This is a genomic window from Acinetobacter schindleri (assembly GCF_010918895.1).
GTDB classification, from domain to species: Bacteria; Pseudomonadota; Gammaproteobacteria; order Pseudomonadales; family Moraxellaceae; genus Acinetobacter; species Acinetobacter schindleri.
The window spans coordinates 2388273-2402836 of sequence record NZ_CP044483.1; the positions used below are offsets into that span (position 1 = coordinate 2388273).

Here is a 14564-nt window from a genome sequence, read left to right on the forward strand (position 1 = left end):
TATCCAGCATTAGCACAAAGTGTCATGTGCATTCGCTGGCCTTACTACACGTCGCTTGAATTTCACAAAATTAAATGCAGAAATCAGACAAGCGAGACGATAAAGGATTGCAGTTCTAGCGAACTAAGAAGTTAATCTCGAAAGATCAATTATTTCTTAGGACGTTTAGTACCGTATTTAGAACGAGACTGGTTACGATCTTTAACACCAGCACAGTCTAAAGAACCACGAACGGTATGGTAACGTACACCTGGTAAGTCTTTAACACGACCACCACGGATAAGAACAACACTGTGCTCTTGCAGGTTATGGCCTTCACCACCGATGTAGCTAGAAACTTCAAAGCCTGAAGTTAAGCGAACACGGCAAACTTTACGCATTGCTGAGTTAGGTTTTTTAGGTGTAGTTGTGTAAACACGTGTACAAACACCACGGCGCTGTGGACAAGCCTTCAACGCAGGAACTTTAGATTTTTCAATCAAAGTCGTACGACCCTTACGGATCAACTGATTTGTTGTTGCCATTTGGCAATTCTCCCGTTAATAAAAAGCCCCAAAAACTACTACTTTTTGAGGGCATGCAATTGTAAGTCAAGATGCAAAATTGGTCAACATGATAGAAGCAGGCAAATCCACATCCGCTCTTGCTTACAATTGCTTAGTACTTTCATATCCTTACTATTTTTCTTGCAGATTAATCTGCATCTTTTGTAACATCTTCTGTTGATTTTTTAGCAGAAGATTTTGTCGCTTTTTTTGACTTTTGCTGTGCAGCTTCCGTGTCTGCTTCGCTCTGATCATTTTCAGTATCAGCGGCAGCGACTTCGGCCTCGTCTGTGACATCGCCCTCAGCTTCTGCCTGTGCAAGCGTATCTTCGATATCTTCAGGTGCCGGCTCACTCAGTGCTGGTTGCTGTACATGCTTATCCGCAACCGGTTCTACCAACTTATCGGCTAATGAATCCAAGCCTTCACTGACCTCTTCATCTTTTACTTCCTCTGTGACTTGAGAATCTGTCTTTTTCAGCACTTTTACCTGAGTAATATGATCATTCCCTTCAATCGGAATCTCTTTATCTAAAATTAACTCATCTCCGGTATGACCATTTTTCTTGATATTTTCCAGTAGTTTTGGTGCAGCCTGTTGCAGCAATGCTTTAGATTTTTCATAGGCCTCTAAAACAGAAACAGAGCTGTCACGATGCTGTAGCAGATATTGACGTGCATTCGAGAACACATCCTGCGCTTTCTGATTAACATCCTCGACAAAACGGCGACTGTATACTGCGCCTACCCCAGCACCCGCTAACGGTACCAATTTAGATAGTTGTTCAATCAGGGAAACTTTCGGTATATGGTTTATCCATTCCCATTTCGATTGACCATCTTCCTGATGCAGGAATTTGCGCAGCAGCTCGGTATCATTACTTGAACCCAACATGGCTTGCAGCTGGGAAATGTCATGGGTTTTTAAAGTAGCACCTAGCGCTCTTAAGCCCAACAATACAGTTTGCTTTTCTGCAATCAGACTCAGATCAATCTGACGGAAGATATGCTGAACGATATCCTGATCTTCTTCTTTACTTAAATCAAAACCATAAGAACGGCCGACCTGATAAATAGTACGCAGCGCCAGCACCAAAGATGCAGGAATATCCACTGCTGTGCCAATTACCCCAGTTGCCCCGGAGAATGCACCTTGAACTGCAGCAATCCATTTATTCTGTTCACCGAACGCTTGAGAAATACGCTTAGAACGATCGACATCCTGGGTGAGTTCTTCCAGATCACGCACTCCCGCTTCATCGAGAACGGCATCTACTGAACTGATATCATTGGTAAACTGATTCAGATGATCAAAGAAATAATCTGACACTTTTTCGCTAAACTTAGGCGAAATGAAATGCGTAACATTATTCACTGTATCGAAATGACGGCCAAACAACTGGCGCGATACACTCGGTAGATGTTCACGTAACATCTCCTGTGGATTGTCGTATTTTTTTGATTCAAATGGACTCTTGGCTTGAGCTGCGCCATTGACTACCTTATCTACATTCAGCGCTTGTGTGACCTTCGAAACCGAATCAGGTGCAACATGGTTGAATAGATCCAAACCTGTTGTACTGAACTTTTTCGCCACTCCAAACGCACTGGAGATGAAGCCATTTGATTGTTTATTATTGGTATTTGTCATTCCTTACCTCAGCGTGCACGTGCTTGTATTTTGTATAAATACTAGGTGCTAGCAGCATTTATCTCAACCTTATTCTGTTTCATTTAGTAATCCCTCTGTGTAGGAATCTCTATTCGAATGTACAGCGTACTGGGCATAACATTTGCCATAAGATTTCAAAAATCTTTCTGTTATGATGTTCCTCATTGTGAACAATGGGTCAGCACCATATTTAACGCTTGATGAAAACGCTAAATATCTCCCCTGACCATAAAGATGAACTATAAGGATCTGTAGATGAAACGTGTTGTCATCACTGGTATGGGTATTAACTCATGCATCGGAAATACATTGGAAGATGTAACTCACTCTTTACAAAACGGGATTTCAGGCACACGTTTAAATCCAGTCTATGCTGAACTAAACTTTAAAAGTCATGTCAGCGCGGCTGCTGAGCAGGATTTTGACAATATCGACCGTCGTCTCAAACGCTTTATGGGTGTTTGTGCCATGTATGCCTACAATTCGGCAATTGCAGCAGTTGAGCATGCTGGTCTGAAACCGGAAGATCTGGCGGGCAACCCACGCTATGGTATTGCAGGCGGTTCAGGCGGCAACTCAACAGCATCTGTAATAGAAATGGCGAAATTACTCGAAGAAAAAGGTGCACGCAAAATTGGCCCGTTCTTCGTACCACGTAATATGTCAAATACCATTACAGCTAACGTTGGTGTAGCGCTTAAACTTCAAGGTATTGCTCACTCAATTACCAGCGCATGCGCAACTTCTGCTGATGCGATTGGTTATGCCTATAACCTGATTCAATTGGGTAAACAGGACTTGATGCTTGCCGGTGGCGGTGAAGAAGATCACTGGTCTCAAAGCTTGCTGTTTGATGCGATGGGTGCGCTGTGTTCGAAATACAATGACACACCTGAAACTGCATCCCGTCCCTATTCAGCAGACCGTGACGGTTTCGTGATTGCTGGCGGTGGCGGTTTCGTGGTGCTTGAATCACTTGAACACGCTCAAGCACGTGGTGCCAATATTCTTGCGGAAGTTGTGGCTTATGCAGCGAACTCTGATGGTGCCGATATGGTTGCGCCAAGTGGTGAAGGTGCAACGCGTTGTGTATTGATGGCTTTAGAAGAAGCAAAACAGCATGGCGTAGACAAGATTGACTATGTAAATACGCATGGTACCTCTACTCCAGCAGGCGACATCACAGAACTTAAGGCAATGGAACGTGCATTTGGTGAAGGCCAGGTTCCTTCACTTAGCTCGACCAAGTCTATGACAGGTCACAGCCTGGGTGCTGCTGGCGTTCAAGAAGCAATTTATTCAGTTCTGATGATGCAAAATGACTTTATTGCGCCAAACATCAACGTGACTGAACTGGATGAAGGTGCGAAACCGTTTGATATCGTGCTTGAAAAACGTGACGCAAAATTGAATACTGTGATGAGTAACAGTTTCGGTTTCGGCGGCGTAAATGCCTGTCTCATCTTCAAAAAATGGGAAGGCTAAGCTGCCCAATTTAGGGTGACTTGATGGATGCTCCTTCTGATGCTTTCCTTTGGGTAAAAGCATTACATATTATTGCAGTGGTTTGCTGGTTCGCGGCTTTGTTCTACTTGCCACGTTTATATGTTTATCATGCTATGAGCGAAGATGCCGTAAGTCATCAACGCTTTGAAGTCATGGAGCGCAAGCTGTACCGTGGCATCATGTGGCCGGCAATGCTGGCCACCCTGATTACGGCACACTTTCTGGTAGATTGGGGTGATGCAACGCGTCATTATCATGAAGCCTTATGGTTCTACCTTAAAGTCGGCTTGGTCGGCTTATTGGTGATTTACCATCTGGTCTGTGGTTATTACCGCAAGAAGCTGATTGATAATGCCCATTACAAGTCACACAAGTTTTGGCGTTATTTTAATGAGATGCCAACCCTGCTCTTATTTGCAGTGGTGATTCTGGTGGTGGTTAAACCTACCTTCTAGTTTAGCTACTCAATAAAAAATCCCTGCTCAGTCGGGGATTTTTTATGTCTTAGATTCTAAAATTTACATCTCTACCTGAAGCTTACGAACTCTTGGCAGATACAGCACACGATAGGTCACCGCTAGAATTAACAGCCATAACGGACTGATCATCAAGGCTTTCAAAGTATCTGGTTCCAGACTCAAAATCACCAACGCAAAGAACAGGAATGCCAGCACGATATAAGACATCCATACACCGCCCGGCATTTTAAAAGTCGAAGCAGTATGTTTTTCCGGTTGCTGCTTACGGTAACGGATATAGCACACCATGATGATACTCCAGATACTGATAAACAGGATCACACAGAGTGAGCTCGCCAAGGTAAAGGCTTCCATCGTATTCGGTACAAAATACTGGAATGCTGCACCCAGCAGAATAAAGGTACAGGAGAACATCAGACCTTTCGCCGGAACTGCTCGGCTCGACAGTTGTGCCAAGGCTTGCGGTGCCTGACCACCCCGCGCCAGACCAAACAGCATCCGGCTGGTGGAGAATACGCCACTGTTCATCGAAGACATCACGGAAGACAAGACCACAAAGTTCATGATAATGGCGGACGTTGGAATCCCCGCATATAAGAACAGGCTAACGAATGGGCTCTGATCTGCAGGAATCTGGCTCCATGGCGTGACTGCCATAATCACCAACAGGGACAAGACATAAAACAAGATAATACGGGTTGGAATCGCATTGACTGCTTTAGGTAAATTCTTTTCCGGATCTTTGGTTTCAGCCGCCATGGTACCCAGCAACTCCACTCCCACGAAAGCAAACATCGCGATCTGGAAACCGGCCAGGAAGCCAGTCGCACCTTTCGGAAATAAGCCATCTGACCAGACATGACTAAAGCTGGCCGTCGCACCGCTTGGGGCCTGAAAACCACTAAAGACCATATAACCACCAACAAAAATCAGGCCAATAATTGCCAGAATCTTGATCAGGGCAAACCAGAACTCAATCTCACCAAAGAGTTTTACTGTCACCAGGTTAATACCCAGAATCAAGAGGACACAGGCAGCGCTGATCAGCGCCTGTCCCATCGGGGTAAAGGCTGTACCTTCGGGTAACCAGAAATTCAGGTAGTTAATAATCGCAGCCAGATCAGCAATACCAACCAGAATCCAGCCCAACCAGTACGACCAGCCAATGTAATAGCCTGCAGCCGGCCCAATCAGATCATGCGCCATATCAATAAAAGACTTGTACTGCAAATTCGACAGCAGCATTTCACCAAGAGCACGCATTAAAAAGAAAAACATCCCGCCAATGATCATATAGATCAGCAGGATCGAAGGGCCAGCCAAGGCGATAGTCTTACCCGAACCCATAAACAGGCCGGTACCGATACAGCCACCAATGGCAATCAGCTGTAAATGCCGATTAGATAACTTGCGTTGTAGCTCATGTTGCGACGGCGCTGCGTCATCTCTAGAGGGTGTAGTATTCATCTTCAGTTCCTTTTTCGCATCAGGCCCTTGCCCACCTGATCAGATTTCCTCCTGAAATCCTGATTCAGATGCAGTTTCATTTAAAAAGTTAAATGATCGGGTCTGATGTTCTTACAAAATTAAGTTGGGAGATCTCAAATATCAGAAGCTCTTAAGGCTGTGCTGCAATCACTGCAATTTCAATCAGCCAGTCTGGATTGACCAGATCCGCCTGAATAGTGGCACGTGCCGGAGTGTCATGACCTTGCAACCATTCCACCCAAAGTTGGTTTACGCTGCTAAAATCAGCTAAATGCTTGATAAATAATTGCGCCGACAGCAAGCGGCTTTTATCGGTCTTGGCCAGCGCAAGCAGTTCTTCAATCTTGGCAAAGACCTCCAAGGTCTGTCCGTGTATATCCAGATCGGTACGGGTTGGCACCTGTCCCGATAAATACACGGTCTTGTTGTGAATAGTGGCAGCACTCATCACCTGATTGCTGCGGATACGTTGAATATCGCTATGTTCCATCATAAATTTTCCTCTCCATTTTTTCCGTTAATGGGTCAATATTGAATTTCCGGTTTCAAGCTGTACTGGCACACGGGCGGTAATGCCGCACATCAACTCATAGCCCACTGTTCCTGATCCTGCTGCAACTTCATCAATTGGCAGCACTGTGCCGTGGGTCGACCGCCCCCAGAGCACTACTTCACTACCAATGTTCGTTTGAGGAAGTTCAGTCAGATCAACTGTCAGCATATCCATACTGACCCGGCCAATCGTCTGGGTTCTGACGCCATCTACCAGCACGGGCGTACCGGTCTGGCTGATACGCTGATAACCATCCGCATAGCCACAGGCCACGACACCAATTCGCATCGCCTGCTCCGCAACAAAGTTGGACCCATAACCCACACTTTGACCTGCCTGCACGTCTTGAATGGCAATGATTTTACTGCGTAAGCTCATACTTGGTTGGAGATTCCAGTCTTGAATACTATGGCTTGGATAATCTGGTGAACTGCCATAGAGCATGATGCCGCTACGTACAATATCGGAATGCAAGCTTTGATGATGTCTTAGAATGGCTGCACTATTACTGAGTGAGGTTTTAGCCTCAAGCCCCTGAATGGTCTGGCTAAAAATCAGGTTTTGATGTTCAATTCCGTCCAATCCAAAACGCTCGCCATCCGCATCGGAAAAATGGGTCATATGGGTCATTGAGCGCACATTTTCGCACTGGCTCAACTGTTGCCAAACATCTGCATATTCATGCGGCTGAAAACCTAGACGGTTCATGCCGCTGTTCATTTTCAAGAACACATCAAACTGTGCATCCGGGGCTATTTCGACAAACTGTTTCAGCCATTGCACTTGATGCCGAGAATGAATGGCAAAGCTCATGTCATGCTTCGCACATGCAAATAAATCCGCTAGCGCAAAAATACCTTCGAGCAACAGCAGCGGTTTTTTGCATCCCAGTGCACGTAGCCGCTTGCCTTCTTCAATATCCAGAAAAGCAAAACCGTCTGCAGACTGAAATGCCGCATAAACCCGTTCAATGCCATGACCATAGGCATTGGCCTTTACTACAGCATAGACCTCGGCATTTGGCGCTGCGGCTTTGGCAATATCAAGATTATGCTGTAGTGCTTGCAAATGCACTAAAGCTTGAATTGGACGTGGCATAGATTCTTCCTTGAAACAGCACTTCAGGCCGCGTGTGAATAACGTCCGAGTGAAAGCCCTTCGGTACTGATGTCGGTTTTATGATCCAGCACAATATCGCTGATTAACTTGCCCGAACCACAGGCCATGGTCCAACCCAGCGTACCGTGTCCGGTATTCAGGAACAGGTTTTTAAAACGGGTTTTTCCAATAATTGGCGTACTGTCTGGTGTCATTGGACGTAACCCCGTCCAGAAGCTGGCTTCAGTCAAATTACCACCCGGAAATAATTCCTGGGTAACCATTTCCAAAGTGGCACGTCGATTATCTTTTAAGTTGTGGTTAAAGCCACTTAGCTCAGCCATACCACCCACGCGGATGCGCTGGTCAAAGCGAGTGATGGCAATCTTATAGGTCTCATCCAGCACCGTAGATTGCGGCGCAAAATCGGCATCAACAATTGGAATCGTGAGTGAATAGCCTTTTACTGGATAAACTGGTAAATCCAGATGCAACGGTTTCAAGAAATCACGTGAATAACTACCAAATGCCAGCACATATTTGTCCGCAGTGAATACCTGACCATTGACGACAACACCTTTAATTTCATTGCCCTCAGTTAGCAGATGTTCCACATTCTGGTTAAACTTGAACTGTACTCCCAATTCTTTGGCAACATTGGCTAAGGCGTTGGTAAATAGATAGCAATCACCGGTTTCATCATTGGGTAAATGTAAGCCACCGACCAGTTTATCTTGAGCATGTGCCAAGGCAGGTTCAACTTTTGCCAAATCAGCTCCCAGTAACAATTCATGCGGCACACCACACTCTTGCAATACAGCGATATCACGTTGCACCATACCCAACTGGGCTTCATTACGAAATACCTGTAAAGTACCTTTGGAACGATGCTCATAGCTGATCCCGGTTTCTTTACGCAATTCACGTAAACAGTCACGGCTATATTCAGCCACACGGGTCATACGTTCTTTGTTAATGGCATAGCTGGCTGGATTACAGTTTTTCAGCATTTGCGCCATCCAGTTCAACTGCCACATGCTGCCATCTAAATTAATCGCCAAGGGTGCGTGATGCTGAAACATCCATTTCACTGCTTTGAATGGAATGCCAGGTGCTGCCCATGGTGTCGAGTAACCTGGAGAGATTTGGCCTGCATTACCAAAACTGGTTTCTTCAGCAGGGCCAGTCTGACGGTCAAGTACAGTAACTTCTGCACCCTGCTGTGCCAGGTAATAGGCACTTGCCACACCAATTACACCACTACCTAAGACCAAAACACGCATTGCCTTACCCTCAAAATCCTTCTAGTTGATTTAACTAGTATATTTTTGGATCAATAGTGAATTTCACTGTTTTAAAGTAATATATTCAGTGAATCCACTAGATTTCTCGCGTGATTTTAAAAAATTAAGGGAATAATGAATGCGCAAATTAGACCGTATTGATCGTATGATTCTGGATATTCTGCAACGCGATGGCCGGATTGCCATTAGCGAGCTGGCAGCTCGGGTGAACCTATCCATCACCCCGTGCTCTGAGCGTGTGAAGCGACTGGAACGCGATGGCATTATCATGGGCTATTACGCCCGACTCAATCCAGAAAAGCTGGAACGCAATTTACTGGTCTTTCTTGAAATCAAACTTTCAGCCAAATCCGGTGATGTATTTGAACAGGTCGCACGAGACCTGAGTGAAATTCCTGAAGTACTGGAATGCCATTTGATTTCTGGAGATTTTGATTATCTGGTCAAAGCGCGCCTGAAAGAGATGAGTGCTTATCGCCGCCTGTTGGGCGATCTATTAAAGAAACTACCTTCTTCCGCCTCTTCACACAGTTATGTGGTGATGGAGGAAGTAAAAGAGACGCTATATCTGGATGTCGGTATTTAATACTCTAGTTATCGACAATAACAACAAAGCTCCCAAAAGGAGCTTTGCCATTAATCTGAAAAATCTGAAAGTTCAAAAATATTAATCAGGAATACGTAGCACCTGACCCGGGAAAATATCATCAGCATCTTTTAATAATGGACGATTGGCTTCAAAAATCTTGTTGTATTGATTGGCATCGCCATAAAATTCTTTAGAAATTTTTGACAAACTGTCGCCTGATTTTACCGTGTAGAATTTACTTTCCGGTTCAGGGCTGCTCACCGTAAGCTGGTCATCCACTTTGGCCACATGATCAATATTTCCTACCGCGAGAATAATTTTTTCACGATCGGCCTGATTTTGTACCTGCCCACGCACAGTTGCCAGATCAGAAGTAGAGTTATAGCTAATCGACAAACCTTTAATTGGCAACCCTAAACTTTTAACATGGCCCAATAACTTGTTGGCAATTTCTTGTGCCGATGGCTCTGCCGGAGCTGCTTTAGGCGCAGCCGCAGGTGCTTGTTGTGCAGCAGGTGTCTGTTGCGGTTCTGCCGCTGCGGTATTTTTCTTACCAATACCTTTTACAAAATCAAAAATACCCATGGAAGACTCCCTTATTGTTGTCTGATTTTTATCTCCCTATTGTTTATAGCGGAATTCACCTAAGCAGAAGTTAATCATTGGTAAGCTTCCTGTTAATGAATGTAAGTTACCACTAAGAAAAACACAGGCACAAAAAAACCACCTTGCGGTGGTCTTTAGGCTTAGCAGAGCTAAGAATCAACGATTAACCAAGTTTTTTAGAAACGTAGTCGATCGCAGATTGAACAGTTGTGATTTCGTTAGAATCTTCATCAGGAATTGTGATGTCGAAGTCATTTTCGAAAGACATTACCAGTTCAACTAGGTCTAGAGAGTCAGCACCCAAGTCATCCATGAAAGATGCTTCGTTTTTAATCTCTTCGATTTTGATACCAAGTTGTTCTGCAACCGCTTGCTTAACGCGTTGTTCGATATCGCTCACAGGAATTCTCCTCATTGCTTGTGGCGTTTTTAATGCCGTTAGTTTAATTGAATCTAAAAAATTTGGAAAGTTTATACTTAAGCCCCTTAGCTCATGTATAAACCACCATTTACGTGAATTACAGTACCTGTAATGTAACTTGCCTTGTCAGAAGCCAAGAAACTTACGGCATTTGCGATATCTTGTGGATCACCGAGACGGTTCAATGCCACTTGATCACTCATTTTCTTGCGAATTTCTTCACTTAACTGTTCAGTCATCTCAGTGGCAATAAAGCCTGGTGCCACAGAGTTTACCGTAATTTGACGGCTACCCATTTCTTTGGCAAGACTGCGGCTAAACGCTTCAATCCCTGCTTTGGCAGCAGAATAGTTCGCCTGACCCGGGTTAGCAAAATGCGCCACTACAGAACTGATGTTAATGATACGACCGAAACGTGCCTTGGTCATGCCTTTCAGGACACGCTTGGAAAGTCGATAAACGGCTTTCAGATGAATGTTCAGGATATCATCCCAGTCATCTTCTGACATACGCAGCAATAGGTTATCTTTGGTAATACCAGCATTGTTCACTAACGCAAGAACTGGACCATAGTTCTGTTCAATTTCAGTCACCAGTGCATCAATGGCTGCGCCATCACGCACATCAAGGACTTTACCTGCGCCATTTTCAGCAAACTGTGCAGATAATTTCTCAGCGCCAGCTTCAGAAGTGGCAGTTCCTACCACAAAGTAGCCATCCTGAATGAGTTGTTGCGCAATTGCAGCACCAATGCCGCGGCTTGCACCTGTCACCAAGGCAACTTTACGTTCCTGTGTCATGCAATTTTCCCTTCTGCCACCAATACGGTGTTTAATGCATCTTCCAGACGGGATTGATTGTCCAGTGGAAGTGCTTTTTCGATATTTGGTAAACGTTTTGCCATATTGGCAAGTACATTCCCCGGACCGCATTCCACGATATATGCAATACCTTCGTCTTGAAGGAATTGCAGGGTTTTGGTCCACTGTACAGATTCATACAATTGCGCAGTCAGTGCCTGACGTAATGCATTCACATCTGTTGCAATTTCTGCGCCCACATTTTGTATTACAGGAATACGTGGTAGCTCAATGGCAGTTTGTTCCAAAGCCGTAGCAAACTGTTCAGCCGCAGGTTTCATCAGTGAACAGTGGGATGGAACAGATACAGGCAATGCGATCGCTTTAGCACCATTTTCTTTTGCCAGTTCAATTACCGCATCAACACGATCTTTGTTCCCTGCAACAACAACTTGACCTTTGGCATTGTAGTTGGCTGCTTCAACCGAACCTTCACCGGCTGCTGTTGCCTGTGCACAAAGTTCAACAACCTGAGCATCTTCCAGCCCTAGAATTGCCGCCATTGCACCGACACCTTGTGGGACTGCATCTTGCATCAGCTTACCGCGCAGGTTGACCAGTTTCACTGCATCACCCAGGCTTAAAGCACCCGCCGCAACCAGTGCACTGTATTCACCTAAAGAATGGCCAGCCAGATACTTTGGTGCAACACCACCCAGTTCCAGCCATACACGCCATAATGCAATCGATGCAGTCAGAAGAACCGGTTGAGTGAATTCAGTCTGATTCAGACCTTCACCACTTTGGGCAATCTGCCACAGATCGAAGCCTACTGCTTCAGATGCCTCGGCAAATGTGTCACCTACACTACTAAACTGCTCAGCCAGTTCAGCGAGCATGCCCGCCTTCTGCGATCCCTGACCTGGGAATACAAATGCAGTTTTGGTTGCCTGAGCTGCTTGCTCGAGTTGTTTAGCAGACATAATAAAATCCTTTCAATTAAGAGGCGCTAATCTTCATAGAATTGATGAAAATTAACAGCTAAATACCACCTAACTCATTGTGGAGCGCAATTTAGCACGTAATTTTGGCTGGGGTAATTGCCAAATACAACAAAAAGCCCAACTTTATTAAAGCGCCTAAAAGTGACAGACAAAAAAAAGGGAGCTTAACGCTCCCATTTTTTCTATCAAGCTTGACGCTTAATACATCATTAATTATTCAGCAGATGCTTTAGCGAATAATTGACGACCACGGTAGATACCATCTTTAGATACGTGGTGACGACGATGAGTTTCACCAGTAGCTTGGTCTACAGTTAATGCATTCTCAGTTAAAGCGTCATGTGAACGGCGCATGTCACGGCGAGAGCGACTTTTACGGTTTTGCTGAACGGCCATGATGGCTCCTTACAAATATCGAAAAAATGGATCAGAACAAATTCGATTGTCTTATACGTATGAGTATAACACAAAAATTAGTTAAGTTTACCCTTCAAAGCTGCCAAAACTTCAAACGGATTGTCCCGTTTTTCTTCAACAACTTCTTCTTGAGCGGGTTGGTGCTTATGCTCACAAACATCATGCTTAGGAGACAACGGCATCAACAATAACAATTCATCTTCTATGAGTGCCAGTAAATCAGCGGTGGCAGGTGCATCATATAAACCTTTCGTCGTTGCTTCACTTTCACCTAAGACGATGAAATCAGCATCCTCATCCAAGCGCTCTATCAGTGATTCGTCATCCACAAGGGCAAGATGAAAATCTGAAACGAGTTCAATCTCAACGGTTTCCAGACAACGCTGACATTCCATTGGAACTTTCGTTTCAACATGGCCATCTAGCCACACAATGCGATGATAAGCATCCATTGATAGCTTACAGTCTATGTTAATCAATTGATCATCAATTGATCCAACAGCTTCACGAGCAATACGAACAAAGCGGGATAAAGGCAGTTGACCTGACCATTTAAAGCCCTGTTCAGCCCATTTAAACGGCTCAATCTGTGCCGGAAAGGTATTTGCTGACATAATTAAGGCGGCAATTCTACAAATTCATCAGAACTCTGTCAAAGATTAAGATACAATTTTGTACTTATTTTTAGACAGACCAATTGGGTAATTTCAGTCATGCATCTGTTGCAGCCGCAAACAGAAGTGAATGTTTCATCACTCGTTAGCACACTTTCAACTCTGGATTCTGACAGCTCACTACAGCAAGTGCAACGCTTACCGTGGGCGAATGTATCGTCAGAAGCAGAACAGGTTGATTGGCTCATCTTACACTTTAATCACTGGTTTTCCCACCTAAATGTCACATTAGTCCGTGGTGATTTTGAACCAGAATATTTCCCGGCTACTGAAGATACCCCTGCCCGCATTCAATTTGCGCATGGTTTCTTCAATAGTGCCCTGCATGAGATCAGCCACTGGACCATTGCCGGTGACAAGCGTCGTCTATTGCCAGATCTGGGCTACTGGTATGCGCCAGATGGCCGTACCCAGGAACAGCAAGCTTTATTTGAACAGGTAGAAATCAAGCCCCAGGCGATTGAATGGATGTTTGCCAAAGCCTTTGGGCGTAAATTTCGCGTGTCTTTAGACAACCTGACCGGTAAAGGCGGCAATGGCAGCAGCTTTAAAGATAATGTCTATGCACAGGTCCAGCGTTATTTTAGTGGTGAAGCCAAACTACCTCGTGACGCAAAACGTTTTATTGATTGTATCTGTGCCTGTACACGGAATGGCAAAAGTTTACAATCCGACGAATTTATTCGTGAAATGCTTGATTAAATTATACAAATTTATCGTTATTGAGATTGCATGTCCGTCGCAGGCAATCTCATAATAAAGTCAGCACAGGATCGGAGACAGAGTTTATGTTGCATTTACGCGTACACCCAGACAATCCCCAACCACGTTTGATCAGTCAGGCCGTGGAACGTATCCGTGCCGGCGATGTAATTGTTTATCCAACTGATGCCGCTTATGCAATTGGCTGCCAGATCGGAAATAAAAATGCCATGGAGCGCATTGCCCAGATTCGTGGTCTAGGCCCTAAGCACCAATATGCCATTCTCTGCTGTGACTTATCGGACATTGCGACCTATGCCAAAGTGGACAATGCCGTATATCGTTTGCTGAAAAATAATACGCCTGCTGTCACTACTTTTATTCTGCCAGCCACCAGTGAAGTACCTAAACGTTTAATGCATCCGAAGAAAAAAACCATCGGTTTACGTATCCCCAGCAATCCCGTGTGTCAGATGCTGCTTCAAGAACTGGGTGAACCCCTGTTAACCTCAACCCTGATCCTGCCAGATCAGACTGATCCAATGGATGATCCATACGAGATTGAAATGCAGCTCGGCAAGCGCATCGATGTATTTATTGATAGTGGCCTAGGTACATTAAGCACAACTTCTATCGTGGATTTATCGGGTGATCAACCTGAAGTAATTCGCCGTGGTGTCGGTGATGTAACTGCTTTTGAATAATT

The 14564-nt window shown here is 44.8% G+C and carries 17 protein-coding genes; 5 read left to right on the forward strand and 12 right to left on the reverse strand.

What is annotated here, in order from left to right; translation table 11 throughout:
* Nucleotides 1-149 precede the first annotated feature (149 nt).
* Together rpsL and FSC11_RS11430 are read right to left on the reverse strand one after the other, a co-directional pair.
* The gene (gene rpsL, locus FSC11_RS11425; protein WP_004648013.1) at nt 150-524 is read right to left on the reverse strand and encodes a 30S ribosomal protein S12; all 375 of its coding nucleotides are present in this window, start codon (nt 522-524) and stop codon (nt 150-152) included.
* 169 nt (nt 525-693) lie between these two features.
* Nucleotides 694-2196 carry an EcsC family protein gene (locus FSC11_RS11430; RefSeq protein WP_163166984.1) on the reverse strand — a complete coding sequence of 501 codons (1503 nt, stop codon included), beginning with the start codon at nt 2194-2196 and terminating at the stop codon, nt 694-696.
* A gap of 276 nt (nt 2197-2472) precedes the next feature.
* Here FSC11_RS11430 and FSC11_RS11435 point away from each other — a divergent pair, with 276 nt between their 5' ends.
* Nucleotides 2473-3702, forward strand: coding sequence for a beta-ketoacyl synthase N-terminal-like domain-containing protein (locus tag FSC11_RS11435; RefSeq protein ID WP_004811172.1), 1230 nt, complete (start codon nt 2473-2475; stop codon nt 3700-3702).
* Nucleotides 3703-3725: 23 nt separating this feature from the next.
* Nucleotides 3726-4178 carry a CopD family protein gene (locus FSC11_RS11440; protein WP_004893309.1) on the forward strand — a complete coding sequence of 151 codons (453 nt, stop codon included), beginning with the start codon at nt 3726-3728 and terminating at the stop codon, nt 4176-4178.
* Between the two features lie 63 nt (nt 4179-4241).
* Here FSC11_RS11440 and FSC11_RS11445 read toward each other — a convergent pair whose 3' ends face one another.
* The 4 genes from FSC11_RS11445 to FSC11_RS11460 all read right to left on the reverse strand — a co-directional run bounded on the left by FSC11_RS11445 (nt 4242) and on the right by FSC11_RS11460 (nt 8624).
* Entirely contained in the window at nt 4242-5669 is a 1428-nt protein-coding gene (locus FSC11_RS11445) for an amino acid permease (RefSeq protein WP_005221093.1), read from the reverse strand.
* Between the two features lie 151 nt (nt 5670-5820).
* Nucleotides 5821-6180 carry a RidA family protein gene (locus FSC11_RS11450; RefSeq protein WP_205681864.1) on the reverse strand — a complete coding sequence of 120 codons (360 nt, stop codon included), beginning with the start codon at nt 6178-6180 and terminating at the stop codon, nt 5821-5823.
* A 27-nt stretch (nt 6181-6207) separates the two neighbouring features.
* Nucleotides 6208-7341, reverse strand: coding sequence for an alanine racemase (gene alr, locus FSC11_RS11455; RefSeq protein ID WP_163166989.1), 1134 nt, complete (start codon nt 7339-7341; stop codon nt 6208-6210).
* A 23-nt stretch (nt 7342-7364) separates the two neighbouring features.
* Nucleotides 7365-8624 (reverse strand): D-amino acid dehydrogenase, encoded by a 1260-nt coding sequence (locus tag FSC11_RS11460; protein WP_163166992.1) that lies wholly within the window; start codon nt 8622-8624, stop codon nt 7365-7367.
* A 139-nt stretch (nt 8625-8763) separates the two neighbouring features.
* Here FSC11_RS11460 and FSC11_RS11465 point away from each other — a divergent pair, with 139 nt between their 5' ends.
* Nucleotides 8764-9231: an Lrp/AsnC ligand binding domain-containing protein gene (locus FSC11_RS11465; RefSeq protein WP_163166994.1), complete on the forward strand. Its 468-nt coding sequence runs from the start codon at nt 8764-8766 to the stop codon at nt 9229-9231.
* 81 nt (nt 9232-9312) lie between these two features.
* On the opposite strand, the gene lysM is transcribed toward FSC11_RS11465, so the two are convergent.
* The 6 genes from lysM to FSC11_RS11495 form a co-directional block, all read right to left on the reverse strand.
* Nucleotides 9313-9819: a peptidoglycan-binding protein LysM gene (gene lysM / locus FSC11_RS11470; protein WP_004811186.1), complete on the reverse strand. Its 507-nt coding sequence runs from the start codon at nt 9817-9819 to the stop codon at nt 9313-9315.
* A 184-nt stretch (nt 9820-10003) separates the two neighbouring features.
* The gene (gene acpP / locus FSC11_RS11475) at nt 10004-10240 is read right to left on the reverse strand and encodes an acyl carrier protein (RefSeq protein ID WP_004646101.1); all 237 of its coding nucleotides are present in this window, start codon (nt 10238-10240) and stop codon (nt 10004-10006) included.
* A gap of 86 nt (nt 10241-10326) precedes the next feature.
* Complete coding sequence (gene fabG / locus FSC11_RS11480) at nt 10327-11061, reverse strand: 3-oxoacyl-ACP reductase FabG (RefSeq protein ID WP_005221077.1); 735 nt, start codon at nt 11059-11061, stop codon at nt 10327-10329.
* Nucleotides 11058-12044: an ACP S-malonyltransferase gene (fabD, locus tag FSC11_RS11485; protein ID WP_163166996.1), complete on the reverse strand. Its 987-nt coding sequence runs from the start codon at nt 12042-12044 to the stop codon at nt 11058-11060. The genes fabG and fabD overlap by 4 nt, the downstream gene beginning before the upstream one ends.
* 234 nt (nt 12045-12278) lie before the next feature.
* Complete coding sequence (rpmF, locus tag FSC11_RS11490; protein WP_004279227.1) at nt 12279-12461, reverse strand: 50S ribosomal protein L32; 183 nt, start codon at nt 12459-12461, stop codon at nt 12279-12281.
* A 77-nt stretch (nt 12462-12538) separates the two neighbouring features.
* Nucleotides 12539-13096, reverse strand: coding sequence for a YceD family protein (locus FSC11_RS11495; protein WP_163166999.1), 558 nt, complete (start codon nt 13094-13096; stop codon nt 12539-12541).
* Between the two features lie 99 nt (nt 13097-13195).
* Here FSC11_RS11495 and FSC11_RS11500 point away from each other — a divergent pair, with 99 nt between their 5' ends.
* Together FSC11_RS11500 and FSC11_RS11505 are read left to right on the forward strand one after the other, a co-directional pair.
* Nucleotides 13196-13858, forward strand: coding sequence for an elongation factor P hydroxylase (locus FSC11_RS11500; RefSeq protein WP_163167001.1), 663 nt, complete (start codon nt 13196-13198; stop codon nt 13856-13858).
* 86 nt (nt 13859-13944) lie between these two features.
* Nucleotides 13945-14562: an L-threonylcarbamoyladenylate synthase gene (locus tag FSC11_RS11505; RefSeq protein WP_004811196.1), complete on the forward strand. Its 618-nt coding sequence runs from the start codon at nt 13945-13947 to the stop codon at nt 14560-14562.
* Nucleotides 14563-14564: the final 2 nt, after the last annotated feature.

Coding starts and splice junctions, on each gene's coding strand:
- rpsL (WP_004648013.1), bottom strand. CDS start 524: ATGGCAACAACAAATCAGTTGATCCGTAAGGGTCGTACGACTTTGATT.
- FSC11_RS11430 (WP_163166984.1), bottom strand. CDS start 2,196: ATGACAAATACCAATAATAAACAATCAAATGGCTTCATCTCCAGTGCG.
- FSC11_RS11435 (WP_004811172.1), top strand. CDS start 2,473: ATGAAACGTGTTGTCATCACTGGTATGGGTATTAACTCATGCATCGGA.
- FSC11_RS11440 (WP_004893309.1), top strand. CDS start 3,726: ATGGATGCTCCTTCTGATGCTTTCCTTTGGGTAAAAGCATTACATATT.
- FSC11_RS11445 (WP_005221093.1), bottom strand. CDS start 5,669: ATGAATACTACACCCTCTAGAGATGACGCAGCGCCGTCGCAACATGAG.
- FSC11_RS11450 (WP_205681864.1), bottom strand. CDS start 6,180: ATGGAACATAGCGATATTCAACGTATCCGCAGCAATCAGGTGATGAGT.
- alr (WP_163166989.1), bottom strand. CDS start 7,341: ATGCCACGTCCAATTCAAGCTTTAGTGCATTTGCAAGCACTACAGCAT.
- FSC11_RS11460 (WP_163166992.1), bottom strand. CDS start 8,624: ATGCGTGTTTTGGTCTTAGGTAGTGGTGTAATTGGTGTGGCAAGTGCC.
- FSC11_RS11465 (WP_163166994.1), top strand. CDS start 8,764: ATGCGCAAATTAGACCGTATTGATCGTATGATTCTGGATATTCTGCAA.
- lysM (WP_004811186.1), bottom strand. CDS start 9,819: ATGGGTATTTTTGATTTTGTAAAAGGTATTGGTAAGAAAAATACCGCA.
- fabG (WP_005221077.1), bottom strand. CDS start 11,061: ATGACACAGGAACGTAAAGTTGCCTTGGTGACAGGTGCAAGCCGCGGC.
- fabD (WP_163166996.1), bottom strand. CDS start 12,044: ATGTCTGCTAAACAACTCGAGCAAGCAGCTCAGGCAACCAAAACTGCA.
- rpmF (WP_004279227.1), bottom strand. CDS start 12,461: ATGGCCGTTCAGCAAAACCGTAAAAGTCGCTCTCGCCGTGACATGCGC.
- FSC11_RS11495 (WP_163166999.1), bottom strand. CDS start 13,096: ATGTCAGCAAATACCTTTCCGGCACAGATTGAGCCGTTTAAATGGGCT.
- FSC11_RS11500 (WP_163167001.1), top strand. CDS start 13,196: ATGCATCTGTTGCAGCCGCAAACAGAAGTGAATGTTTCATCACTCGTT.
- FSC11_RS11505 (WP_004811196.1), top strand. CDS start 13,945: ATGTTGCATTTACGCGTACACCCAGACAATCCCCAACCACGTTTGATC.